The 21,967-nt window shown below is 71.8% G+C and carries 20 protein-coding genes; 15 read left to right on the forward strand and 5 right to left on the reverse strand.

The annotated features are described in order from the left end of the window. The first annotated feature begins 29 nt into the window (after nucleotides 1-29). Nucleotides 30-1,085 (forward strand): mycothiol conjugate amidase Mca, encoded by a 1,056-nt coding sequence (gene mca / locus DV701_RS15500; RefSeq protein ID WP_228255073.1) that lies wholly within the window; start codon nucleotides 30-32, stop codon nucleotides 1,083-1,085. Next, a complete protein-coding gene (locus tag DV701_RS15505) occupies nucleotides 1,082-1,288 on the forward strand; it encodes a hypothetical protein (RefSeq protein WP_114929596.1) in 207 nt (68 codons plus the stop codon). The genes mca and DV701_RS15505 overlap by 4 nt, the downstream gene beginning before the upstream one ends. Before the next feature lie 42 nt (nucleotides 1,289-1,330). Here the strand turns inward: DV701_RS15505 and trhA are convergent, their stop codons facing one another. Then, on the reverse strand, nucleotides 1,331-2,053 hold the full coding sequence (gene trhA / locus DV701_RS15510) for a PAQR family membrane homeostasis protein TrhA (protein WP_114929598.1): 723 nt from the start codon (nucleotides 2,051-2,053) through the stop codon (nucleotides 1,331-1,333). A gap of 116 nt (nucleotides 2,054-2,169) precedes the next feature. Here trhA and DV701_RS15515 point away from each other — a divergent pair, with 116 nt between their 5' ends. From DV701_RS15515 to DV701_RS15545, 7 genes are all read left to right on the forward strand, one after another. Beyond that, a complete protein-coding gene (locus tag DV701_RS15515) occupies nucleotides 2,170-2,934 on the forward strand; it encodes an isoprenyl transferase (RefSeq protein ID WP_114929600.1) in 765 nt (254 codons plus the stop codon). Between the two features lie 51 nt (nucleotides 2,935-2,985). Continuing rightward, nucleotides 2,986-3,843 carry an ABC transporter substrate-binding protein gene (locus DV701_RS15520; protein WP_114929602.1) on the forward strand — a complete coding sequence of 286 codons (858 nt, stop codon included), beginning with the start codon at nucleotides 2,986-2,988 and terminating at the stop codon, nucleotides 3,841-3,843. Nucleotides 3,844-3,874: 31 nt separating this feature from the next. Beyond that, nucleotides 3,875-4,675 carry an amino acid ABC transporter permease gene (locus DV701_RS15525; protein ID WP_324616597.1) on the forward strand — a complete coding sequence of 267 codons (801 nt, stop codon included), beginning with the start codon at nucleotides 3,875-3,877 and terminating at the stop codon, nucleotides 4,673-4,675. Next, on the forward strand, nucleotides 4,675-5,442 hold the full coding sequence (locus DV701_RS15530) for an amino acid ABC transporter ATP-binding protein (protein ID WP_114929604.1): 768 nt from the start codon (nucleotides 4,675-4,677) through the stop codon (nucleotides 5,440-5,442). Before DV701_RS15525 ends, DV701_RS15530 begins: the two co-directional genes overlap by 1 nt. Nucleotides 5,443-5,688: 246 nt before the next feature. Beyond that, nucleotides 5,689-7,059, forward strand: coding sequence for a PhoH family protein (locus DV701_RS15535; protein ID WP_114929606.1), 1,371 nt, complete (start codon nucleotides 5,689-5,691; stop codon nucleotides 7,057-7,059). A gap of 234 nt (nucleotides 7,060-7,293) precedes the next feature. Beyond that, entirely contained in the window at nucleotides 7,294-8,229 is a 936-nt protein-coding gene (locus DV701_RS15540; RefSeq protein ID WP_114929608.1) for an aggregation-promoting factor C-terminal-like domain-containing protein, read from the forward strand. 91 nt (nucleotides 8,230-8,320) lie between these two features. Continuing rightward, nucleotides 8,321-9,136, forward strand: coding sequence for a DUF1206 domain-containing protein (locus DV701_RS15545; protein ID WP_228255074.1), 816 nt, complete (start codon nucleotides 8,321-8,323; stop codon nucleotides 9,134-9,136). Nucleotides 9,137-9,141: 5 nt separating this feature from the next. On the opposite strand, the gene coaA is transcribed toward DV701_RS15545, so the two are convergent. Then, nucleotides 9,142-10,104 (reverse strand): type I pantothenate kinase, encoded by a 963-nt coding sequence (gene coaA, locus DV701_RS15550; protein ID WP_114929610.1) that lies wholly within the window; start codon nucleotides 10,102-10,104, stop codon nucleotides 9,142-9,144. A gap of 76 nt (nucleotides 10,105-10,180) precedes the next feature. Here coaA and glmS point away from each other — a divergent pair, with 76 nt between their 5' ends. From glmS to DV701_RS15570, 4 genes are read left to right on the forward strand one after another with little or no spacing between them, the layout of a single operon-like run. After that, complete coding sequence (gene glmS, locus DV701_RS15555) at nucleotides 10,181-12,040, forward strand: glutamine--fructose-6-phosphate transaminase (isomerizing) (protein WP_114929612.1); 1,860 nt, start codon at nucleotides 10,181-10,183, stop codon at nucleotides 12,038-12,040. 32 nt (nucleotides 12,041-12,072) lie between these two features. Further along, a complete protein-coding gene (locus DV701_RS15560) occupies nucleotides 12,073-12,423 on the forward strand; it encodes a holo-ACP synthase (RefSeq protein WP_114929614.1) in 351 nt (116 codons plus the stop codon). Further along, a complete protein-coding gene (locus DV701_RS15565; RefSeq protein WP_114929616.1) occupies nucleotides 12,424-13,944 on the forward strand; it encodes a bifunctional ADP-dependent NAD(P)H-hydrate dehydratase/NAD(P)H-hydrate epimerase in 1,521 nt (506 codons plus the stop codon). It begins immediately after the preceding gene. 22 nt (nucleotides 13,945-13,966) lie between these two features. Continuing rightward, the gene (locus DV701_RS15570; protein WP_114929619.1) at nucleotides 13,967-14,425 is read left to right on the forward strand and encodes a VOC family protein; all 459 of its coding nucleotides are present in this window, start codon (nucleotides 13,967-13,969) and stop codon (nucleotides 14,423-14,425) included. A 54-nt stretch (nucleotides 14,426-14,479) separates the two neighbouring features. Here the strand turns inward: DV701_RS15570 and leuA are convergent, their stop codons facing one another. Further along, nucleotides 14,480-16,219, reverse strand: a complete 1,740-nt coding sequence (leuA, locus tag DV701_RS15575) for a 2-isopropylmalate synthase (protein ID WP_114929621.1) — start codon at nucleotides 16,217-16,219, stop codon at nucleotides 14,480-14,482. Between the two features lie 259 nt (nucleotides 16,220-16,478). On the opposite strand from leuA, the gene DV701_RS15580 reads away from it, so the two are divergent. Further along, a complete protein-coding gene (locus DV701_RS15580) occupies nucleotides 16,479-19,085 on the forward strand; it encodes a M14 family zinc carboxypeptidase (protein WP_114929623.1) in 2,607 nt (868 codons plus the stop codon). 119 nt (nucleotides 19,086-19,204) lie between these two features. Beyond that, complete coding sequence (locus DV701_RS15585; RefSeq protein WP_162803079.1) at nucleotides 19,205-20,176, forward strand: hypothetical protein; 972 nt, start codon at nucleotides 19,205-19,207, stop codon at nucleotides 20,174-20,176. Between the two features lie 110 nt (nucleotides 20,177-20,286). Here the strand turns inward: DV701_RS15585 and DV701_RS15590 are convergent, their stop codons facing one another. Together DV701_RS15590 and DV701_RS15595 are read right to left on the reverse strand one after the other, a co-directional pair. Next, nucleotides 20,287-21,324, reverse strand: coding sequence for a glycosyltransferase family 4 protein (locus tag DV701_RS15590; RefSeq protein WP_228255376.1), 1,038 nt, complete (start codon nucleotides 21,322-21,324; stop codon nucleotides 20,287-20,289). Nucleotides 21,325-21,329: 5 nt separating this feature from the next. After that, nucleotides 21,330-21,908: a TVP38/TMEM64 family protein gene (locus DV701_RS15595; protein WP_228255075.1), complete on the reverse strand. Its 579-nt coding sequence runs from the start codon at nucleotides 21,906-21,908 to the stop codon at nucleotides 21,330-21,332. Nucleotides 21,909-21,967: the final 59 nt, after the last annotated feature.

Consider the following 21,967-nt stretch of genomic DNA (forward strand, 5'->3'; position numbering starts at 1 on the left):
GCCCGGCCGCCACGAAGGAGCCTTACGTGATGACGACCGCTCAGGACCTGCGCCTGATGGCCGTGCACGCCCACCCCGACGACGAGTCCTCCAAGGGTGCGGCGACCTCGGCGAAGTACGTCGCCGAGGGGGTCTCGGTGCGGGTGGTCTCGTGCACGGGCGGGGAGCGCGGGGACATCCTCAACGAACGCCTCAAGGGCGACCCGCACATCCTGAGCGACATCACCCGGGTGCGCCGCGACGAGATGGCGCGGGCGGCCCAGATCCTCGGCGTGAGCCACACCTGGCTGGGGTTCGTGGACTCGGGACTGCCCGAGGGCGACCCGTTGCCGCCGCTGCCCGAGGGCTGCTTCGCCCTGGCGCCGCTCGAGGCGTCGACCGAGGCCCTGGTGCGGGTCATCCGCGAGTTCCGGCCGCACGTGCTCACCACCTATGACGAGAACGGCGGCTACCCGCACCCGGACCACATCCAGACGCACGTGGTGACGATGTCGGCCTGGCGGGCCGCCGGCGACCCCACGGCATACCCGCACGCGGGCGAGCCCTGGCAGCCGCTGAAGCTCTACTACAACGGCTGGACCCTGGAGCGCACGACCGCGCTGCACGAGGCGATGCTCGCCGCGGGGCTGGAGTCGCCCTGGGCGGACTGGCTGGCGAACATGCGCCGCCGTCCCCGCCGAGTGCTCGGCACCCACATCAGCGCTGCGGAGCACTTCGCCCAGCGCGACCAGGCGCTCCTCGCGCACGCCACCCAGGTCGACCCCGACGGGCACTGGTTCGCGGTCCCGCTGGAGCTGCAGCAGCGCGTCTGGCCGACCGAGGAGTTCGAGCTGGCCCGCTCGATCGTGCCGGCCACGATGCCGGAGGACGACCTCTTCGCCGGGATCCGCGAGCTGGACGACCCGGACGAGGTATGCCGTCGCGCACCCGCGCGCGACGCCGACGGCGAGCCGGTGGTCGCCTACGTGGGCGAGCCGCCGCTGCCCCCGGACGAGCCGGGCCTCGACGCGCGGTCCACCGCTCCGCAGGACGCGGACGCCGACGAGCGGGACGAGATGCGTGAGGGAGAGGGGCACACCGAATGAGCAACACCAGCGTGGAGATCACCGCCGGGCTGGGCGGCTTCCTCGTCCTCTTCGGCCTCATGGTCGTGGTCTGGTTCCTCGGCCGGGACATGACCCGGCGGCTGCGCCGGATGCGGATGGCCGAGGACCAGCGCCTGGAGACGCTGCGCCGCGAGCAGGCCGGGGCGCAGCGGCCCGAGGACGAAGACGGGCCGAGGACCTGACCGTGCCGACCTGACCAGACCGGCGCGTGCCGGACGGTCGGCCTAGGAGACCAGGGCGGCGCGCTCGGCGAGGACCGCCAGCAGCGCGGCCGTCCAGTGCGCGGCGAAGGCGGCCACCGTGAACGCGTGGAAGACCTCGTGGAAGCCGAACCACCGCGGTGAGGGGTTGGGTCGCTTCGCGCCGTAGACCACGGCGCCCAGCGTGTAGAGGATCCCGCCGGCGGCGATGAGCAGCACGATGGCCGGGCCCCCGTGCTGCCAGAACGGCGCCAGGTAGAAGACCGCGACCCAGCCCAGGGCGACGTAGACGATCGTGTAGAGCCAGCGGGGGGCGCCCACCCAGAAGACGCGGAAGACGACGCCGGCGACCGCCCCCGCCCAGACCACCCACAGCAGGGTGCGGGCCTGGCCCGGCGGCAGCAGGGTCACCGCGAACGGGGTGTAGGTGCCGGCGATGATGAGGAAGATGTTGGCGTGGTCCCAGCGCTTGAGGAGGCGGGCCACGCGGGGGGACCAGCGGCCCCGGTGGTAGGTCGCCGAGGTGGCGAACAGCAGCACCGCGGTGATGCCGAAGGCGAGGGCGGCCACGCGCTCCACGGTGCCGGGGGCCAGCGCGACGAGCACCACCGAGGCGGCCAGGCTGACGGGGACCATGCCCACGTGCAGCCACCCGCGCAGATGCGGCTTGACCTGGTCGACCAGGGCGTCGACGGCTTCGCCGGCCCGTATCGCGACGTCCTGGGCTGCCTGCCTGCTCCTGCTCATGGGTGCCAGCGTAACTTACGGTGCCGTAGGTTACGACAGCGTAGGTTGCCAGGACGTAGCCGTGCTCGAAGGCGGTCCTCCCGCCTTCTCCCAGTGCAGCCCAGTAGGTTTCTCCCATGCAGACACCGCGGGACCTCGTCTACCGGGCGTACGCCCAGTCCCTGCGCCGTCAGCTGCCGCTCGAGGAGCTCCCCCGCCACGTCGGCGTCATGCTGGACGGCAACCGCCGATGGGCCCGGGAGCGGGGTGCAGGGTCGACCGAGGGGCACCGTGCCGGTGCCGACAACATCGCCCCGTTCCTGGGGTGGTGCGAGGAGGCGGGGGTCGAGGTCGTCACCCTGTGGCTGCTGTCCACCGACAACCTCAACCGGCCGCCGGCCGAGCTCGAGCCGCTGCTGGACATCATCGAGCAGGTGGTCGCCGACCTCGCCGCCGCCCAGCACTGGCAGATGCACGTCGTCGGGGCGCTCGACCTGCTCCCGGAGGAGACCGCCGAGCGGCTGCTGCGGTCTGCGGCGAGCACCGCCGCCGTCGACGGCATGGTGGTCAACGTGGCGATCGGCTACGGGGGGCGCCGGGAGATCGCCGACGCGGTCCGCTCGCTGCTGCGGGACGCGGCCGGTCGCGGCACGTCGTTGGACGAGCTCGCCGAGACGGTCACGGCGCAGGACATCGCCGAGCACCTCTACACCAAGGGCCAGCCGGACCCGGACCTGGTCATCCGCACCTCGGGGGAGCAGCGGCTGGGCGGGTTCCTGCTGTGGCAGAGCGCGCACAGCGAGTTCTACTTCTGCGAGGCCTACTGGCCCGACTTCCGCAAGGTCGACTTCCTGCGGGCGCTGCGCTCCTACGCCGAGCGCGAACGGCGCTACGGAACCTGACCCGGGCGTGGGCGCTACCTGTCCGGGGCAGTGCACCTATACAGTTCGGGCATGAACATTCGATCTCTCTGGACGGCCACCGCTGTCGCTGGCCTGGTCCTGTCCCTCTCCGCATGCGGCTCCGACGACGGGGCCGACGCGGGTGACACCGGCACCGGCACCGGCACCGGCGACGTGGCAGCAGCCGATCTCGACCTCGTGACCGACGGCACCCTGACGGTGTGCTCCGACGTCCCCTACCCCCCGTTCGAGGACTTCGACGAGTCCGCGCCCTCCGGCTTCAGCGGCTTCGACATCGACATCGTCCAGGCGGTCGCCGACGGCCTCGGCCTCGACCTGGCCGTCAAGGACTCCTCCTTCGACGGGCTCCAGTCCGGCCTCTCGCTCAACGCCGGCGAGTGCGACCTGGCGGCCTCGGCGATGACGATCACCGACGACCGCAAGAAGAACCTCGACTTCAGCGAGGGCTACTACGACTCGCTCCAGTCCCTCCTCGTCCCCGCCGGCAGCGACATCACCGCCATCGGCGACCTGGCCGGCAAGAAGGTCGGCGTCCAGCAGGGCACCACCGGCGAGGCCTACACCAAGGAGAACGCCGCGGACGCGGACATCATCGCCTTCCCCAGCAACGCGGAGATGTTCCAGGCGATCCAGGCCGGTCAGGTCGCCGCCCTGCTGCAGGACCTGCCGGTCAACGTCGACAACGCCAAGAAGAGCGACGGCAAGTTCGAGATCGTCGAGGAGTACGACACCGAGGAGACCTACGGCCTGGCGATCAAGAAGGGCAACACCGCCCTGGTCGAGGCCGTGGACAAGCAGCTCGGCGAGCTCCGGGAGAGCGGCGAGTACGACACCCTCTACGACAAGTACTTCAGCGCCGACGACGCCGCCGCCAGCACCGACGGCTGAGACCCGGCACAGGACGAGGAGGAGGGCGTCGATGGCGATGACCAGGCGACAGCGGCAGCGCACCATCCGCATGGTGCTGTATGCCGTGTTCGTGGCGCTGGTCGTCGTCGTCCTCCTCCTCGTCGACTGGGAGAGCGTCAGCCACAACTTCTTCCTCACCGAGGGCTTCACCGGCAACTGGCAGGACATGATCCTCGTCGCGGCGAAGAACACGATCCTCTACACGATCGTGGCCTTCATCGGCGGCTTCGTCCTCGGCGTCCTGCTGGTGCTGATGAAGCTGGCCCCGGTCGCGCCGTTCAGGTGGGTGTCCACGGCCTACATCGAGCTCTTCCGCGGGCTCCCGGCGCTGATCGTCATCATCTTCATGGGCCTGGGCGTGCCCATCGCCTTCGGCTGGCGGCCCCCGGGCGGCACGGTCGGGGCCGGGCTGGTCGCGCTGATGATGGTCTCGGGCGCCTACATGGCCGAGACCCTGCGGGCCGGCATCGAGGCTGTCCCCAAGGGGCAGTCCGAGGCTGCGCGCAGCCTCGGGATGAGCGCGCCCTGGACGATGACCTCGATCGTCATGCCGCAGGCGCTGCGGATCGTCGTCCCGCCGCTGACCAACGAGCTGGTCATCCTCATCAAGGACACCTCTCTGCTCTTCGTCATCGGTCTGGCGGCGAGCCAGAAGGAGCTGACCACGATGGCCAGGGACTTCATGGCCAGCGGACCCTCCGCAGGCACGGCGACCAGCCTGGTGTTCGCCGCCCTGCTCTACCTCGCCATCACGCTGCCGCTGACCCAGCTGGTCGCGTGGATGGAGCGCAAGCAGAAGAGGAGCCGCTGATGGACGAGCTGCACCCCGACCAGCACGTCGACTCCTCCGCACCCGCCATCCAGGTGCGCCAGCTGCACAAGAACTTCGGCGACAACGAGGTGCTCAAGGGCATCGACTTCCACGTGGACGCGGGCCAGGTGGTCTGCGTCATCGGGCCGTCCGGCTCGGGCAAGTCGACGCTGCTGCGCTGCGTGAACCGGCTGGAGGAGCCCACCTCGGGGCAGATCTTCGTCGAGGGGATCGACATCACCGACCCCGACACCGAGCTGGACAAGGTGCGCTCGCGCATCGGCATGGTCTTCCAGCAGTTCAACCTCTTCCCGCACATGACGGTGCTGCGCAACCTCACCATCGCCCAGCAGCGGGTGAAGGGGCGCGGCAAGACCGAGGCGGAGAAGGTCGCGCGGGCCAACCTGGACCGGGTCGGGCTCGCCGACAAGGAGGGCGCCTACCCGGCCCACCTCTCCGGCGGGCAGCAGCAGCGGGTGGCGATCGCCCGGGCGCTGTCGATGAACCCGGACATGATGCTCTTCGACGAGCCGACCTCGGCGCTGGACCCCGAGCTGGTCGGCGACGTGCTGGACGTGATGAAGAAGCTCGCCTCGGAGGGGATGACGATGATGGTCGTCACCCACGAGATGGGCTTCGCCCGCGAGGTCGGCGACAACCTCGTCTTCATGGACGGCGGCGTCATCGTGGAGGAGGGCGACCCGGTCAAGGTGCTCGGCGACCCGCAGAACCGTCGCACCCAGTCCTTCCTGTCCAAGGTCCTCTGAGGCCACGGGGGGCAGGACGCTCGCCGACACGACACGCGGCGCTGACGTCCACCCCGGTGGTGCCTGCTCGTCATACGGTCGGAGCAGACGCAGGACGCCCGTCCTCGTCTCGGGAGGCCCACCACATGGAGCTGACGCTCGAGGCGGAGGGCCGGCACCGGCACTGCGCCACCGTGGCGAGAGGCCGGTCCCGGTCCCACCACCGACGAGACGCGTAGCGCCGAGGCGCGTCCTGCAGGAGCCGACATGACCACGACCAGCACCGACCGGACGCGCGCGACCGAAGCACTCAGGCCCCCGCTGGACGTGCTGCCGTCCACCGGCCTGCGCACCTACGTGCTCGACACGAGCGTGCTGCTCTCCGACCCGCGCGCCCTGCTGCGCTTCGCCGAGCACGAGGTCGTGCTGCCCGTGGTCGTCGTCACCGAGCTGGAGGGCAAGCGGCACCACCCCGAGCTGGGCTACTTCGCCCGGGTCGCGCTGCGGCTGCTGGACGACCTGCGGGTGGAGCACGGCACGCTGAGCGAGCCGGTCCCGGTCGGCGACACCGGCGGGACCTTGCACGTGGAGCTCAACCACAGCGACCAGAGCACGCTGCCGCCCGGCTTCCGGCTCGGGGACAACGACAGCCGGATCCTGGCGGTGGCCGCCAACCTGGCCGGCGAGGGCAAGGACGTCACGGTGGTCAGTAAGGACCTGCCGATGCGGATCAAGGCCTCCGCGGTCGGCCTGGACGCCCAGGAGTACCGCGCCGAGCTCGCCGTCGACAGCGGGTGGACCGGGATGACCGAGCTGGAGGTCGACGACGAGCAGATGCACCGCCTCTACGAGGAGGGCCGGCTGGAGGGCACCGCGGCGGCCGAGCTGCCGGTCCACACCGGGCTCACCGTGCTCGGCCCGACCGGCAGCGCGCTGGCCAGGGTGGCGCCGGACGGCAGCGTGCGGCTCGTCCGCGGCGACCGCGACGCCTTCGGGCTGCACGGCCGGTCGGCGGAGCAGCGGATTGCCCTGGACCTCCTCCTCGACCCGGACGTCGGCATCGTCAGCCTCGGCGGCCGCGCCGGGACCGGCAAGAGCGCCCTCGCGCTGTGCGCCGGGCTGGAGGCGGTCATGGAGCGCCGCCAGCACCGCAAGGTCATCGTCTTCCGCCCGCTCTACGCCGTGGGAGGGCAGGAGCTCGGCTACCTGCCCGGCAGCGAGAACGACAAGATGGGTCCGTGGGCGCAGGCCGTCTTCGACACCCTGGGGGCGGTGGTCTCCAAGGAGGTCGTGGAGGAGATCCTCGACCGGGACCTGATCGAGGTGCTGCCGCTGACCCACATCCGTGGGCGCTCGCTCCACGACGCCTTCGTCATCGTCGACGAGGCCCAGTCCCTCGAGCGCAACGTGCTGCTGACGGTGCTCTCGCGGATCGGGCAGAGCTCGCGCGTCGTGCTCACCCACGACGTCGCCCAGCGGGACAACCTGCGCGTCGGACGGCACGACGGCGTGGCCGCGGTCATCGAGGCGCTCAAGGGCCACCCGTTGTTCGCCCACGTCACCCTGACCCGCAGCGAGCGCAGTCCGATCGCGGCGCTGGTGACCGAGCTGCTCGAAGGCGGGCACGCCCTGCCCTGAGCGGGTGTCGAGCGGGACGGGCGGGACGCACGGGGCTGGTGGTGCGGGCCCTGCCAGGGTGACGTTCGCCACAATAGGGCTCGGAGGTTTGACTCACCGGTCGCCAGGAGGGCACCGTTGAGGAGATAGATCACGATTCGGTAACGCCGCCAGTCCCCCCGGGATCCCGTGACGAGGTGCCCCTGACCTCCGAGCCCGGCAGCGGTGGACCCGGTCTCGACGATAGGTATCCCTTTGATCCTCCAAGCCCCGCAGCGGGAGCGCGCCGCCTCCGGCCGCCACCGCAAGTCCCGCGCTGGCGGTCCCGCCAGCGCGGTCACCGCAGGTATCGCCGCCGGTGCCCTGGCGGTCGCCACCTACGCCGCCTCGACGGCCACCGCCCCCAGCGAGCCCGCCGTGGCCACCGTCACGCGGGCGGACCCGGCGCTGGCCGCCGAGGCCGTCGGAACGCTGACCACGGCGACCGGGACGCAGGTGGGACGGGTCTTCGCCCAGGTCCGCCAGACGCGTACCAACCAGGGCGTCGCGGCGCTGTCCCTGTCGACCGACCTGAGCAGCAGCGGCGCCGACGCGGTCCGTGACGCGTCCAAGGCGATCACCAAGCAGAAGAAGAAGGCGGCGGCCGAGAAGCGCGCGGAGGAGAAGCGCGCGGCCGAGGAGGCCGCGGCAGCCCAGCGTGCCGCCGAGCAGCGTGCCGCCGAGCAGCGCGCGGCCGAGGAGTCCGCCGCCGCCGAGCGCGCGGCCGAGCAGCGCGCGGCCGAGGAGGCCGCCGCCGCCGAGCGCGCCGCCGAGCGGCGCGAGAGCGACCAGGCCGCCTCGCGCAGCAGCCAGCGACAGGCACCCGCCCCCCGGCCGGCCCCGGTCTCCTCCGGCGACGCGCGCTCCATCGCGCGATCGATGCTGGGCAGCTACGGCTGGGGTGACGACCAGTGGGGCTGCCTTGACTCCCTGTGGATGCGTGAGTCCGGCTGGAACCACACCGCGATGAACGCCTCCTCCGGCGCCTACGGCATCCCGCAGTCCCTGCCCGGCAACAAGATGGCGACCGTCGGTGCCGACTGGCAGACCAACCCCGCCACCCAGATCCAGTGGGGTCTGGGCTACATCTCCGGCCGTTACGGCAGCCCGTGCGGCGCCTGGGCCCACTCGGAGTCCGTGGGCTGGTACTGAGCCTGAGAAGGTGCCGGCCCAGGCCGGCGCCGTCCCGTCCCGCAACCCTCGTAGGGCCGCGCCGGAACCGGCGCGGCCCTACGCTTGCCCTGTGGACGACGTCGAGCAGCTGGGTCAGGAGGCCGCGCAGACGGCCGAGAAGGTCGCGGGCAACCGTTGGGTGGAGCGTCTTGCCCGCGGCGGCTACGCGGCCGCCGGTCTGATCCACGTGGTCATCGGTGGGATCGCCGCGCAGGTCGCCTTCGGACGCGGGGGCGAGGCCGACCAGTCGGGGGCGCTGACCTCGTTGCGCGGGGCTCCTGCCGGGCCGGTCCTGCTGTGGGTGTGCGTCGTCGGCCTGGCGATGCTCGCGCTCTGGTACGCGGTCGCCACCGCCACCGGGAGCGTGCCGGGCAAGACCCGCTGGAGCACCGCGGCGCTGACCCTCGTGTACGCGGCCCTCACCGTCACCACCTTCGGCTTCGCCCGCGGCGGGGGCTCGGACGGCGAGGAGCGCACCAACGACATCACCGCCATCCTCATGGGCCTTCCTGCCGGACGGCTTCTCGTCGCCGCGACCGGCGCGGTCATCGTCGGGGTGGGGGTCTACCACGTCTACAAGGGTCTCTCGTTGAAGTTCCTCGAGGACCTGCGCACCAGCGGCGCGGGGGCGGCCGGCAAGGCCGTGCGCCTCGTCGGCACGGTGGGCTACGCGGCCAAGGGCGTCGTGCTGAGCGTCGTGGGGGTGCTGTTCGCCGTCGCTGCCGTGCAGGCCGACCCGGACGAGGCGGGAGGCCTGGACGCCGCCCTGAAGGCGCTCGCCGGGCAGCCCTTCGGCCGCACGCTGCTGGTCGCCGTGGCCGTCGGGCTGGTGCTCTACGGCCTCTACTGCTTCGCGCGGGCTCGCTACGCCCGCATGGGCGACTGACGACCTCAGAGCCGGCGCAGTCGCACCCGGTCCACGCCGTGGTCCGGGCCCTTGCGCAGCACGAGGGTGGCCCGGCTGCGGGTCGGCAGGATGTTCTCGACCAGGTTCGGCGCGTTGATCGTGTCCCAGATGTCGCTGGCGGTGGCCGCGGCCTCGTCGTCGCTGAGCGAGGCGTAGCGGTGGAAGTGCGACTCAGGATCGGCGAAGGCGGTCTGCCGCAGGCGCAGGAAGCGGGAGACGTACCACCTCTTGATGTCGGCGACGTTGGCGTCCACGTAGACGGAGAAGTCGAAGAAGTCGCTGACCGCCAGCCCCGCCCCGCGGCCGTTGACGTGCGGCATCGGGGGCTGCAGCACGTTGAGGCCCTCCACCACCAGGACGTCCGGCTGGCGCACGACGATCTGCTCGTCGGGGACGATGTCGTAGACCAGGTGGCTGTAGAGCGGGGCGGTGACCTCGGCCTGGCCGGCCTTGACCGAGGAGACGAAGCGCAGCAGGCGGCGTCGGTCGTAGGACTCCGGGAAGCCCTTGCGCTCCATGAGCCCGCGCTCGCGCAGGACCGCGTTGGGGTAGAGGAAGCCGTCGGTGGTGACGAGGGCGACGTCCGGGGAGGACTGCCAGCGGCGGATCAGCTCGGCCAGGATGCGGGCCGTCGTCGACTTGCCGACCGCGACCGACCCGCCGACGCCGATGACGAAGGGGGTGCGCTCGGCTCGCTCGAGGAGGAAGTCGCTGGTCACCTTGTGCAGCCGGCCGGTCGCCTGCTCGTAGAAGGAGAGCAGCCGGCTGATCGGCAGGTAGACCTGCTCGACCTCAGCCATGTCCAGGGGCTCCCCGAGGCCGCGCAGCCGCTCCACGTCCTGCGCGTCGAGGTGCATCGGGTGCTCCTCGCGCAGCCTGGCCCAGGCCTCGCGGTCCAGCTCCACGTAGGGGGAGGGGATGCCGGCGCCGTTGCCCTGGGAACCCATGGCCGCATTCTCGCAGAGGCGCCGGCCGCGGCGTCGGCGCGGCTGTCCGGGTCGGGCAGGACGTAGGCTTGGGCCCATGTGTGGAATCGTCGGATATGTCGGCCCCCAGGTCGGCGACAAGGCCCTGGACGTCGTCATGGAGGGCCTGGGTCGCCTGGAGTACCGCGGCTACGACTCGGCCGGCGTCGCGCTCGTCGGGGACGGCAAGGTCGAGACGCGCAAGCGGGCCGGCAAGCTGGCCAACCTGCGCCAGGCCCTGGCCGAGGCCGACCTCCCGCAGACCGCGACCGCGATCGGCCACACCCGGTGGGCCACCCACGGCGGCCCTACGGACGCCAACGCCCACCCGCACCGCGGTGGCCACGACGGCAAGCTCGCGCTGGTGCACAACGGGATCATCGAGAACTTCCACGGGCTCAGGGGGCGGCTCGAGGCCGAGGGCGTCACGTTCACCTCCGAGACCGACACCGAGGTCGTGGCCCACCTGCTCAGCGCCGCGGTCGACCGCACCGGCGACCTCACCGAGGCGATGCGCGAGACGGTCGCCGACCTGGAGGGTGCCTTCACCCTGCTGGCGGTGCACGCCGAGCAGCCGCGCACGGTCGTCGGGGCGCGCCGCAACAGCCCGCTCGTCGTCGGCCTGGGCGAGGGAGAGAACTTCCTCGGCTCCGACGTGGCCGCCTTCATCGGCTACACCAAGCAGGCGATGGAGCTGGGCCAGGACCAGATCGTGACGATCACGCCCGACACCTACGCGGTGATCAACTTCGACGGGACGCCCTCGGACGGCAAGGCCTACGAGGTCACCTGGGACGCGGCCGCCGCCGAGAAGGGCGGCTACGACACCTTCATGGAGAAGGAGATCCACGACCAGCCGCACGCCGTGCGCGACACGCTCATCGGCCGCACCGACGCCCGCGGCGACCTGGCCCTGGACGAGCTGCACATCGACGAGGACGAGCTGCGCGCGGTGACCAAGATCGTCATCGTGGCCTGCGGCACCGCCTCCTACGCCGGCATGGTCGCCAAGTACGCCATCGAGCACTGGACCCGGATCCCGGTGGAGGTGGAGCTCGCCCACGAGTTCAGGTACCGCGACCCGGTCATCGACGAGCACACGCTGGTGGTGTCGATCTCCCAGTCCGGCGAGACGATGGACACACTCATGGCGGTGCGCCACGCCAAGGAGCTGGGGGCCATGACGGTCTCCATCTGCAACACCCACGGCTCGACCATCCCGCGCGAGTCCGACGCCGTCCTCTACACGCACGCGGGCCCGGAGATCGCGGTCGCCTCGACCAAGGCCTTCCTGGCCCAGATCACCGCCAGCTACATCCTCGGCCTCTACCTCGCCGCCCTCCGCGGCACCAGCTACGGCCAGGCGGCGGCGGAGATCATGGCCGAGCTGCAGGCCATCCCCGACAAGATCGAGGCCCTGCTGGGCACGATGGACCGGGTCAAGGAGATCGCCTACTACATGGCCGACTCCCGCGCGGTGCTCTTCCTCGGGCGCCACGTGGGCTACCCGGTCGCGATGGAGGGTGCGCTGAAGCTCAAGGAGCTGGCCTACATCCACGCCGAGGGCTTCGCGGCCGGCGAGCTCAAGCACGGCCCGATCGCGCTCATCGAGCCGGGCCAGCCGGTCTTCGTCATCGTCCCCTCGCCGAGCAGCGAGCACGGGCTCCACGGCAAGGTCGTCTCCAACATCCAGGAGATCCGCGCCCGCGGCGCCCGCACGCTCGTCATCGCCGAGGAGGGCGACGAGGACGTCGTGCCCTTCGCCGACGTCGTCATCCGCGTCCCCCGCACCAGCCCGCTGCTGGCGCCGCTGCTCACCGTCGTCCCGCTGCAGGTCTTCGCGCTCCAGCTGTCGACGGCCAAGGGCCTGGACGTGGACCAGCCGCGCAACCTGGCCAAGTCGGTCACGGTCGAGTAGGGCGTGGCGAGCGGCGTGGACGCGGGGCCGGCGTGATCATCGGACTGGGGATCGACGTCGTCGACGTCGCCCGCTTCGCCGCCCGCATCGAGGCCAACCCGCGCCTGGCCGAGCGCCTCTTCACCCCCGAGGAGCGGGGCCTGCGGCCCGAGTCGATGGCGGCACGGTTCGCGGCCAAGGAGGCGCTGGCCAAGGCGCTCGGCGCCCCCGTCGGGCTGCGCTGGACGGATGCCTGGGTGGTCCGCGACAGCACCGGCCGTCCGCACCTGCGCACCCAGGGCACGGTCCGGGCGCGCGCCGACGAGCTCGGCATCCACCACCTGCACGTCTCGCTCTCCCACGACGCCGGGATCGCCTCCGCGGTCGTCGTCGCGGAGGACTAGATGCTGCGCGGGTATGCGGTCCCCGACGTCCGCGCGGTCGAGGACCGGGTGCGTGCCGGCCTGGGCGACGGCGAGCTGATGCAGCGGGCCGCGCGCGGACTCGCCCACGTCGTCGCCGAGCGGGCCCGCGCCCGCCGCGCGCGGCACGTGGTCGTGCTCGCCGGACCCGGCGACAACGGGGGCGACGCGCTGTGGGCCGCCGCGCTGCTGGCCCGCGAGGGGCTGCTGGACGACGGACCCGCGCGGGACGGGCTCATGGTGGTGGGCGTCGCGCACGGCCTGCACGAGGCCGGACAGGACGCTGCCGAACGGGCCGGCGTCCAGGTGCACCTCGTGGACCCCGACGCCGACCTGGCCGCCGAGGTCGCCCGCACCGTCTCGTCCGCGGACCTGGTGGTCGACGGCCTGCTCGGCATCGGCGGACGCCCCGGCCTGCGGGGCGCCATGGCGCAGGTGGTGGCCGCGGTGCGGGAGACCGCATACGTCGTCGCGGTGGACCTGCCCAGCGGGGCCGACCCTGCGGGGGAGGCGCAGCTCGGGACCGCGGTGCACGCGGACGAGACGGTGACCTTCGGGGTGGCCAAGCCGGTGCACCTCCTGCCCGCGACCGCTGACGCCGTCGGCCGGCTGACCGTCGTCGACATCGGCCTCGCCCTCCACGTCTCGCCGGTCGTGGAGCGGCTGCAGCCCGACGACGTCGCGACGCTGTGGCCGGTGCCGGGCCGGCAGGACCACAAGTACTCGCGCGGTGTCGTCGGCGTCGTCGCGGGCAGCGACCGCTACCCGGGCGCAGCCGTGCTGTGCAGCACCGCGGCCCTCGAGTCGGGCGCCGGGATGGTGCGCTACGTCGGGCCGCAGCACGCCACGGACCTCGTCCTGGCCGCCTGCCCCGAGGTGGTTCCCGGTCCGGGGCGGGTGCAGGCGGCCGTCGTCGGCCCGGGCATCGACCCGCAGGGCTGCGACCACGAGGACTGCGAGGACCACCAGGTCGAGCGCGTCCGTGAAGCCCTCGGTGAGGACGTGCCCCTCGTCGTCGACGCCGGTGCCGTGCAGCTGCTCGCCACGTGGCTGGACTCCGGCCACCGCCGGCCGGCCCCGACGCTGCTCACCCCGCACGCCGGGGAGCTGGCCGGGCTGCTGACCGCGATGGAGGACGGCGAGGTCACCCGCGAGCAGGTCGAGGCCGCGCCCCTGGAGCACGCCCGCCGCGCCGCCGCGCTCACCAGCTGCACCGTCCTGCTCAAGGGGGCCACGACCCTGGTCGTGGATCCGGACCCCGAAGTGCCGGTACGCGCCCAGGCCGACGCCCCGCCGTGGCTGGCGACGGCCGGGGCCGGCGACGTCCTCGCCGGGCTGGCCGGGGTGCTGCTCGCGGCCGGCCTGGAGGCACGCGATGCCGGCTCCCTCGCCGCCCTGGTCCACGGGCTCGCCGCCCATCGGGCCAACCCCGGGGGCCCGCTGCGCGCGCTCGCGGTGGCGCACTCCATACCCTCGACCGTGGCGGCCCTGCTGACCGGCTGACCAGCGCTGCTAGGTTGACGGCATGGATCAGCGAGTCTCCCTGGTGACCCTCGGCGTAGCCGACATGGACCGTGCCCGTGAGTTCTACGTGGCCCTCGGCTGGCAGCCGGGGCCCTCGCCCGAGCACATCGAGTTCTTCCAGGTCGGCGCCATGATCGTCGGGCTGTGGGACCGCATGGCGCTCGCCGTGGACTCCGGCATCGACATCGACGACGAGACCGAGGAGACGCCGGGCGCGGGCGAGGTGTGGGGCGGCAAGGTCGTCGGCCTCAACGTGTCCAGCGCCGCCGACGTCGACGAGCAGTTCGAGACGGCCGTGGACGCCGGTGCCACCGTGCTGCGCCAGCCGGCGAGCCGTTACTGGGGCGGCTACTCCGGCGTCTTCGCCGACCCGGACGGGCACGTGTGGGAGATCGCCTACAACCCCTACTGGACGGTCACCGAGGACGGCAAGACGATGCTGGGGGACGGACGGGGCTGACCCCGCCCGCCCCACCGCCCGGCGAGGCTGCGCCGGTCGGGGACGCCCCGTCGGTCAGCGACCGGGCCGGTTGAGGGCGCTGGTCACGGCCCGCAGCGACGCGGTCACCGTGCTGGGGTGGATGCCCACCCCCCAGCGCACCTCGCCGTCGACCGCGCACTCGACGTAGGACGCGGCCAGGGCGTCGGAGCCCGAGCTCAGCGCGTGCTCCTGGTAGTCGAGCACGCGGACGTCGATCCCGACCGTGGACAGCGCGTCGGTGAAGGCCGCTATCGGGCCGTTGCCGGTCCCGGTGATCTGCTGCTCGACGCCGTCGACCTCGACGGTCGCCTCGATCTGGTCCGCGTCGCGCGCGTCGTCGTGCGTCACCGTGTAGTCCTTGCCCACCAGCGGGCCGGGCTGCTCCAGGTACTCGCGCTGGAAGGACTCCCAGATCTGGGCGGGGGTCATCTCCCCGCCCTCGCTGTCGGTGTGCCGCTGGACCGCGCCGCTGAACTCGATCTGCAGCCGGCGCGGCAGGTCCAGCTTGTGCTCGGTCTTCATCACGTAGGCGACGCCGCCCTTGCCGGACTGGCTGTTGACCCGGATGACCGCCTCGTAGCTGCGGCCGACGTCCTTGGGGTCCACGGGCAGGTAGGGGACCTCCCAGCGGAACTGCTCGACGGGCACCCCGGCTGCCGCGGCGTCCCGCTCCAGCGCGTCGAAGCCCTTCTTGATCGCGTCCTGGTGGCTGCCGGAGAAGGCGGTGAAGACCAGGTCGCCGCCCCACGGGTGCCGCTCGGGCACGGGCAGCTGGTTGCAGTGCTCGACGGTGCGGCGGACCTCGTCGATGTCGGAGAAGTCGATCTGGGGGTCGACGCCCTGGGTGAACAGGTTCATCCCCAGCGTGACCAGGCACACGTTGCCGGTGCGCTCACCGTTGCCGAACAGGCAGCCCTCGATCCGGTCGGCGCCGGCCAGGTAGCCCAGCTCGGCGGCCGCGACTCCGGTGCCGCGGTCGTTGTGCGGGTGCAGCGACAGCACGACGTTCTCGCGGTGGTTCAGGTGCCGGCTCATCCACTCGATCGAGTCGGCGTAGACGTTGGGCGTGGCCATCTCCACGGTCGCGGGCAGGTTGATGATCACCGGCTTCTCCGGCGTCGGGACGAAGACCTCCATGACCGCGTTGCACACGCGCACCGCATACTCCAGCTCGGTGCCGGTGTAGGACTCGGGGGAGTACTCGTAGTAGATCTCCGTGCCCGGAGCCATCTGCTCCTCGTACTTCTTGCAGATGCGCGCTCCCTGGACCGCGATGTCGACGATCTCGTCCTCGCTGGCGTCGAAGACGACCCGCCGCTGCAGCGTCGAGGTGGAGTTGTAGAGGTGGACGATCGCCTGCCTGCATCCGGCGATCGACTCGTAGGTGCGCTCGATCAGGTGCTCGCGTGCCTGGGTCAGCACCTGGATGACGACGTCGTCGGGGATCAGGTCCTCCTCGATGAGCATCCGGACGAAGTCGAAGTCGGTCTGGCTGGCCGCCGGGAAGCCGACCTCGATCTCCTTGTAGCCCATCTGCACCAGCAGCTCGAACATCCGCCGCTTGCGGTCGGGTGTCATGGGGTCGATCAGCGCCTGGTTGCCGTCGCGCAGGTCGACCGCGCACCAGCGAGGGGCCTGGGTGATCGTGCGGCTCGGCCAGGTGCGGTCCGGCAGGTCGACAGCGGGGTATGGGGTGTACCGCTCGAACGGCATCCCGCTCGGCTGCTGGGGGTTGCGTGCGGAGGCGGGCGCGGTGGGGGTGGCGATGCTCATGGTCTGGATCTTCCTCGCTGCTGGGGGCTGTCGTGGTCCGAGGACAGCGCAACTCCGCAGCGAGGGCCGGACCTAGGTGGTCTCGCTGCGGCGTCGAAGGAGGAGCAGGTGAGTCATCGACCGCTACTATAGCCGACCGTGATGACGCTGCGTCAACGTGACGCTCGTCACACGACGTCACCCGCGACCCTGTGCTGACAGACTGCACGAATGCAGTTAGGCTGCACGGACCCTGTTCAACGACGAGCTCAGGAGCAGCATGAGTCATCGCACACCACGGCGCGCCGCCCTCGGCGTCGCGACCGCGACGATCGCCCTCTCCCTGGCGGTGGCGCCAGCCGCCACCTCGGCCCCCGGCAACGGGAAGGGCGACGGGAACGGCAAGGGCGGGCCCGCGGCCAACATCACCGCGCTGGAGCGTCAGGACGCTCGCGGCCCCAAGGCCGCGACGCCGGGCTACTCGGGCGTGGAGATGCCGGCTGCCTACCCGCACCAGCCGACCCTGCGGGTCTTCCCGCACGACCCTGACGACCGGTCCTACTCCGGTGACCTCGTCGGCTACGCCGACCTGGCGCCCTGGCTCAACGACCTGATGAGCCGCAGCGACCGGGTCTCGGCGCAGGTGGTGGGCCGGTCCACCCTGGGCCGCGACCTCTACCTGGTGACCGTCACCGCGCCGGAGAAGGCGAACGAGACCCGCAAGCAGACGGCATACCGGGAGATGATCCAGAACGAGCCGCACAAGGCGGCCAGGGACAAGAAGCTCAAGGCGGAGTACAAGACGCCGATCTGGTTCTCGGCCAACATCCACGGCAACGAGTGGGAGGGCACGGACGCCTCGATGCAGTTCATCGAGGAGCTGGCCACGGCGCCCCGGTCGGACGTGGCGGACCTGCTCGACGGTCACCGCCTCTACTTCTCGCTCACCCTCAACCCTGACGGGCGCAACCTGGGCCAGCGGGTCACGGCGCTGGGCTTCGACCCCAACCGCGACATGATCACCAACACCAACCCGGAGTCTGAGTCCTACGTGCGGCTGACCCAGTCGCTGCTGCCCATCAACGCCTCGGACCTGCACGGCTACACCGGCAACCTGCAGGTCGAGCCGACCGGTCCGCCGCACGGCGAGAACTACGAGTACGACTTGTTCATCCCGCACAACTACGCGATGGCCCTGCAGATCGAGCAGGACGTCGTCGACGCGGCGATCGAGGGCAACCCGCTGACCGCGGCGGGTGGGATCAAGATCCCCTACCGTGACACCCCGTCCGGCTGGGACGACTACCCGCCGATCTTCACCGCGCAGTACGCCGCGTTCTACGGTGCGCTGACCAGCACGGTGGAGCTCCCGCTGAGCCGGGACCGCAGCACGGGGGTGCAGACGCCGGAGCGCGCCGCGATCAACGTCGAGGTCGCCCTGCAGGTGCTGCGCAGCACGGTGGACTACGTCCACGAGAACGACGGCGAGATCCTGGCCAACCAGATCGAGTTCTTCGACCGCGCGCTCTCGGGCGAGGAGAAGACCGCGCTGACGGTCGACACGATCGACGGGGTGGCCGGCCCCGAGCAGTGGAAGCCGCTGTGGGACGTCGCCGACGACCAGGACCCGGTCGACCTGCCGCAGGCCTACGTCATCCCGGTGGGCGAGGGACAGCGCTCGCTCAGCGACGCCACGTCGCTGGTCGAGCAGCTGCTGCTGCACGACATCGAGGTCCGCACGCTGAACAACGCGCGGACGATCGACGGCACGACCTACCCTCGCGGCTCCTACGTCATCGACATGGCGCAGTCCAAGCGGGCGCTGGCCAACGCGCTGCTCGACCTGGGCAGCGACATCTCGGCCAAGGTGCCCTCGATGTACGACATCTCCGCGTGGAGCTACTCCTACCTGTGGGGCGCCACGGTGGACAAGGTCGGTGACGTCGGCGACGGGCCGGTCAAGGCGACCAAGGCAGCCTCCGCCCCGACCCGGCAGGCGTCCGTGCCCAAGCGTGCTCAGCACGTGACCTTCGACGTCGCCGGCGTCGAGGACTACGTCGCGCTCAACGACCTGCTGGCCCAGGACGCGGTCGCCTGGCTGCTGCCGTCCGGCCAGGCGGTCGTCGCGCCGGAGTCGCACGGGCTTGTGGTGAACGCCGCGCTCGAGCACGACATCGCCTTCCGGGCCGCCACGGCGGCCGAGGTCGGGACCGTCACCTCCGGGGACGCCAAGGAGCTCGACGAGGTCCGCGTCGGCTATGTCGGCACCCAGGACCCGCGCACGTCGCTGGAGCAGCTCGGCTTCGACGCGGTCGAGGTCTCCGCTGCCTCCATCGACGCCGACCAGGGCATCCTGGACGACCTCGACGTCATCTGGCTGAGCTCGGCGTTGAACTTCACCAACAACCAGGTCAACGGCCGCGACGCGACCCAGGCCTGGCTCGACGAGGGCCACGCCCTCGTCGGCTCCGGCAGCAGCGCCTTCACCACGGCGCGCAATTTCGGTCTGGTCTCGGCGACGGCGGTGAGCGGGCAGAGCCGCGGCAACGGGATCGTCGCCGTCGACACCCCGGCGGACTCGCTGCTGGCGAACTACGGCCAGGACTACGCCTTCGTCTACCCGGCGCAGTCCTACACCGACCTCGGCGAGGGCACCCGGGCCGAGCAGTTCTACGGCGAGGGCAACCCGCTGCTCTCCGGGCACTGGCGCGGCGACGGCACGGCCAGCCCCCAGGCGGCCGCGGGCAACGCCGCGGTCATCTCGGGCGAGTCGGCGGCCGGCGGCAAGGCGGTCGTCTTCGGCACCTCGCCGTTCTACCGCACCCACCCCAAGGGCGGTATGAGCCAGGTGGCGCAGGCCATCTTCGCGGTGACGCCGGAGGGCTGACCCAGCGGCAGGCATCTGCGTCAGGCATCGCCAGGGTCCAGGCCCTGGCGATGCCTGACGTTCGTGTTGTCCACAGGGTGGCGCTAGCCGTCCCGGCATCTGCGCCACCATGGGTCGTGATGGGAAACCGCAGCGAGGACGCGACGGAGGCGCGGCAGCGCGTCGCACGGATGACGACGGCGCGGCGCCGGGACACGGTCGGGCGTGAGCTGGGTGCCCTCCACGACGGGGTCGTCCGCTTCTGCGAGCTCTACGAGCTGGGCCTGACCTACGACCAGATCCTCGCCGAGGTCGACGCGGGGCGCTGGCACCGGGTCGGCCGGCGAGCCGTCAGCATCGTCGGCCCGCGGCTGAGCACCGAGGCCTCCTGGTGGGTCGCGGTGTGGGAGTGCGGGTCGGGGGCGGTGCTCGACGGTGTGTCCTCGCTGCTGGCTGCCGGACTGAGGTCGTGGGAGGAGAGGGTCGTCCACGTCAGCGTGGCCAGGGGCACGCGTACCCGACCGCGTCCCGGGGTGCGGATCCACCACCAGCGCCGCCTCGGGCGCACGGTCGACGCCGGGATACCGAGGACCGCCCCCGAAGTGGCGGTGCTGAGGGCGGCCCAGTGGGCGGTCTCGGACAGGCAGGCCCTGACGGTCCTGGCGATGACCGTCCAGCAGCGGCTCGTCCCTCCCGGTCGGCTGCTGGCGGCGTGGGAGGCCACCGAGCGGCACCGGCGGCGCCGACTCCTCGCCCGGGCCGTCCCTCTCGTCTGCGACGGGGCGCACGCGCTGGGTGAGCTGGACTTCGCACGGGCCTGCCGGCGCCGGGGACTGCCCGAGCCTTCTCGGCAGGAGCTGCGCACCACGCCCCACGGCGTGGTCTACCTCGACGTGCGCTTCGACGGCTACGGCGTCCACGTGGAGATCAACGGCGCCCAGCACTACTCCAGGCTCGCCCCTGTGGCCGACGCCCTGCGCCGCAACGACCGCACGCTCGAGGGCGACCTGTCCCTCGAGATCCCGGTCCTCGGCCTGCTGCTCGACGAGGACGGCTTCCTGGACCAGGTCGAGGACGCGCTGCGTCGGCGCGGGTGGCGGTGCGCCGCCTGAGACAGCAGTGTCAGGCAGTTGTGTCAGGCACTCCCGGGGCTGGAAGCCTGGCGGTGCATGACACAGATGCCTGACACCACCGCAGGGGTCCCGCAGCCGCCACCGCTGCGTCACCCGGCGGACGATGCCGCCGCGGCCACCTCGCGATAGATACCTACCAGCCGCTCGGCGGCGGCCGCGCTGTCGAAGCGGTCCGCGATCCGGCGGGACCGCTCCTGCCACGCCCGGTAGGTGAGCGGTTCCTCGCGCAGGTGGACGAGGGCCTCGCCGAAGGTCGCGTCGCGGCAGCGCAGCACGTCGTGGCCGAAGGTGTCGTCGTACTCCGGGATGTCGCGGGCCACCACCGGCAGGCCGACGCCAGCGGCCTCGAGGATGCACATCGGGTGGTTCTCCTGCTCGGCGGGCAGGCAGAACACGTCTGCCGCCTGCAGGTAGCGCCGGACCTCGGGGTGCGGCAGGACGTCGGTGAAGCGCAGGTTCTCCGGCGCTCGTTCCATGAGGCGCCGCATGGCCCCGTGGTCGGCGGCGAGGTGCTTGAACGGGATGCCGCCCACCCAGACGAACGTCATCCCGGGGTGCTCGCGGGCGAGCCGGTCGAAGAGGTCGACGCGCTTGCGCGGCTGGACCTGGCCGACCCCGAGAACCACGAACGCGTCGTCGTCGAACCCCAGCTCCAGGCGAGCGGCCCCCCGGTCCTCCGGGGAGGTCCGGTAGGCGGCCATGTCGATCGTGTTGTGGAGGACCTCGATCCGCCCCGGGTCGACGCGCAGCTCGGTCTCCAGCGCGTGCGCGACCGTCCCGGAGACCGCCAGGACCCTGTCGGCCCGCCGGTAGAACCACTGCATGTAGCGCCGCGCGAGCGGACGCCACCACCTGGCCCCGCGCAGGGAGCCGACCAGCGAGTCGGGGACGACGTGGGCGGAGACGACCGTGCGGGTGCGCGGGTCGAGGATCTTGGGCCACACGCCGGTGCCCATGGTGTGCAGGTGGTAGACGTCGCAGTCGACGCGCTCGCCGTAGCGTCCGCGCACCACGTCGACGTCGTCGCGCCGCTCCAGCGCCGTCGCGAGCTCGAGGTATGCGGTGTGCACGCCGTGCCCCTGCACCGAGACGTCGCTCTCGCTCGCCATGTTGACGACCAGGTTCATCGAGCTCACCCCGCCAGCCACGGGATCCAGCGCGACAGCAGGGTCAGGACCCCGAAGGTGTAGATGATCAGCGCCCAGGGCTTGAGCAGCACGACGATCACCACGAAGGTGCGCCACCGCATGCGGGAGAGCCCGGCGAGGTAGCAGAGGAGGTCGTCAGGGCCGAACGGCAGCGCGATCGCCACCGCGAACCAGGCGGCGAAGTGCCGGTGCTGGAGCCAGCCGAGCCAGCGCTGCACGGTGACCGGACGGAACCGGGCGGAGATCAGGTCGTGGCCGAGGTGCCGGGAGAGGGCGAAGACCAGCATCGAACCGAGGCAGGTGGCGCAGTAGGCCACGACCACACCGAGAACCGGGCCGAAGAGGATGGGTGCGGCCATGATGGTCGCCGAGCCGGGGAAGACCGGGAAGACCGCCTCACCGGCGCCGACCAGCGCGTAGACCACGGGCGCCAGCGGCCCCACGCCGTCGACGAGGTCACGCAGCTGCGTCGCCGAGGTGAGCACCCCGGACTGGACGCCCCACAGGACCATCCCGGCCAGGCCGAGCCAGCCCACGAGCGCGACCGGGCGGGACCAGCGCACAAAGGTCTCCGCGGACGGCGATCGGACAGGCCGAACGGTCGTCGACGACCGTGTCGCGA

The sequence above is a fragment of the Ornithinimicrobium avium genome (assembly GCF_003351765.1).
Taxonomy (GTDB): domain Bacteria; phylum Actinomycetota; class Actinomycetes; order Actinomycetales; family Dermatophilaceae; genus Ornithinicoccus; species Ornithinicoccus avius.

Excerpts from the sequence above, each read along its gene's own strand:
- mca (WP_228255073.1), top strand. The coding sequence starts at position 30 with ATGACGACCGCTCAGGACCTGCGCCTGATGGCCGTGCACGCCCACCCC.
- DV701_RS15505 (WP_114929596.1), top strand. The coding sequence starts at position 1,082 with ATGAGCAACACCAGCGTGGAGATCACCGCCGGGCTGGGCGGCTTCCTC.
- trhA (WP_114929598.1), bottom strand. The coding sequence starts at position 2,053 with ATGAGCAGGAGCAGGCAGGCAGCCCAGGACGTCGCGATACGGGCCGGC.
- DV701_RS15515 (WP_114929600.1), top strand. The coding sequence starts at position 2,170 with ATGCAGACACCGCGGGACCTCGTCTACCGGGCGTACGCCCAGTCCCTG.
- DV701_RS15520 (WP_114929602.1), top strand. The coding sequence starts at position 2,986 with ATGAACATTCGATCTCTCTGGACGGCCACCGCTGTCGCTGGCCTGGTC.
- DV701_RS15525 (WP_324616597.1), top strand. The coding sequence starts at position 3,875 with ATGGCGATGACCAGGCGACAGCGGCAGCGCACCATCCGCATGGTGCTG.
- DV701_RS15530 (WP_114929604.1), top strand. The coding sequence starts at position 4,675 with ATGGACGAGCTGCACCCCGACCAGCACGTCGACTCCTCCGCACCCGCC.
- DV701_RS15535 (WP_114929606.1), top strand. The coding sequence starts at position 5,689 with ATGACCACGACCAGCACCGACCGGACGCGCGCGACCGAAGCACTCAGG.
- coaA (WP_114929610.1), bottom strand. The coding sequence starts at position 10,104 with ATGGGTTCCCAGGGCAACGGCGCCGGCATCCCCTCCCCCTACGTGGAG.
- glmS (WP_114929612.1), top strand. The coding sequence starts at position 10,181 with ATGTGTGGAATCGTCGGATATGTCGGCCCCCAGGTCGGCGACAAGGCC.
- DV701_RS15565 (WP_114929616.1), top strand. The coding sequence starts at position 12,424 with ATGCTGCGCGGGTATGCGGTCCCCGACGTCCGCGCGGTCGAGGACCGG.
- DV701_RS15570 (WP_114929619.1), top strand. The coding sequence starts at position 13,967 with ATGGATCAGCGAGTCTCCCTGGTGACCCTCGGCGTAGCCGACATGGAC.
- leuA (WP_114929621.1), bottom strand. The coding sequence starts at position 16,219 with ATGAGCATCGCCACCCCCACCGCGCCCGCCTCCGCACGCAACCCCCAG.
- DV701_RS15580 (WP_114929623.1), top strand. The coding sequence starts at position 16,479 with ATGAGTCATCGCACACCACGGCGCGCCGCCCTCGGCGTCGCGACCGCG.
- DV701_RS15585 (WP_162803079.1), top strand. The coding sequence starts at position 19,205 with ATGGGAAACCGCAGCGAGGACGCGACGGAGGCGCGGCAGCGCGTCGCA.
- DV701_RS15590 (WP_228255376.1), bottom strand. The coding sequence starts at position 21,324 with ATGAACCTGGTCGTCAACATGGCGAGCGAGAGCGACGTCTCGGTGCAG.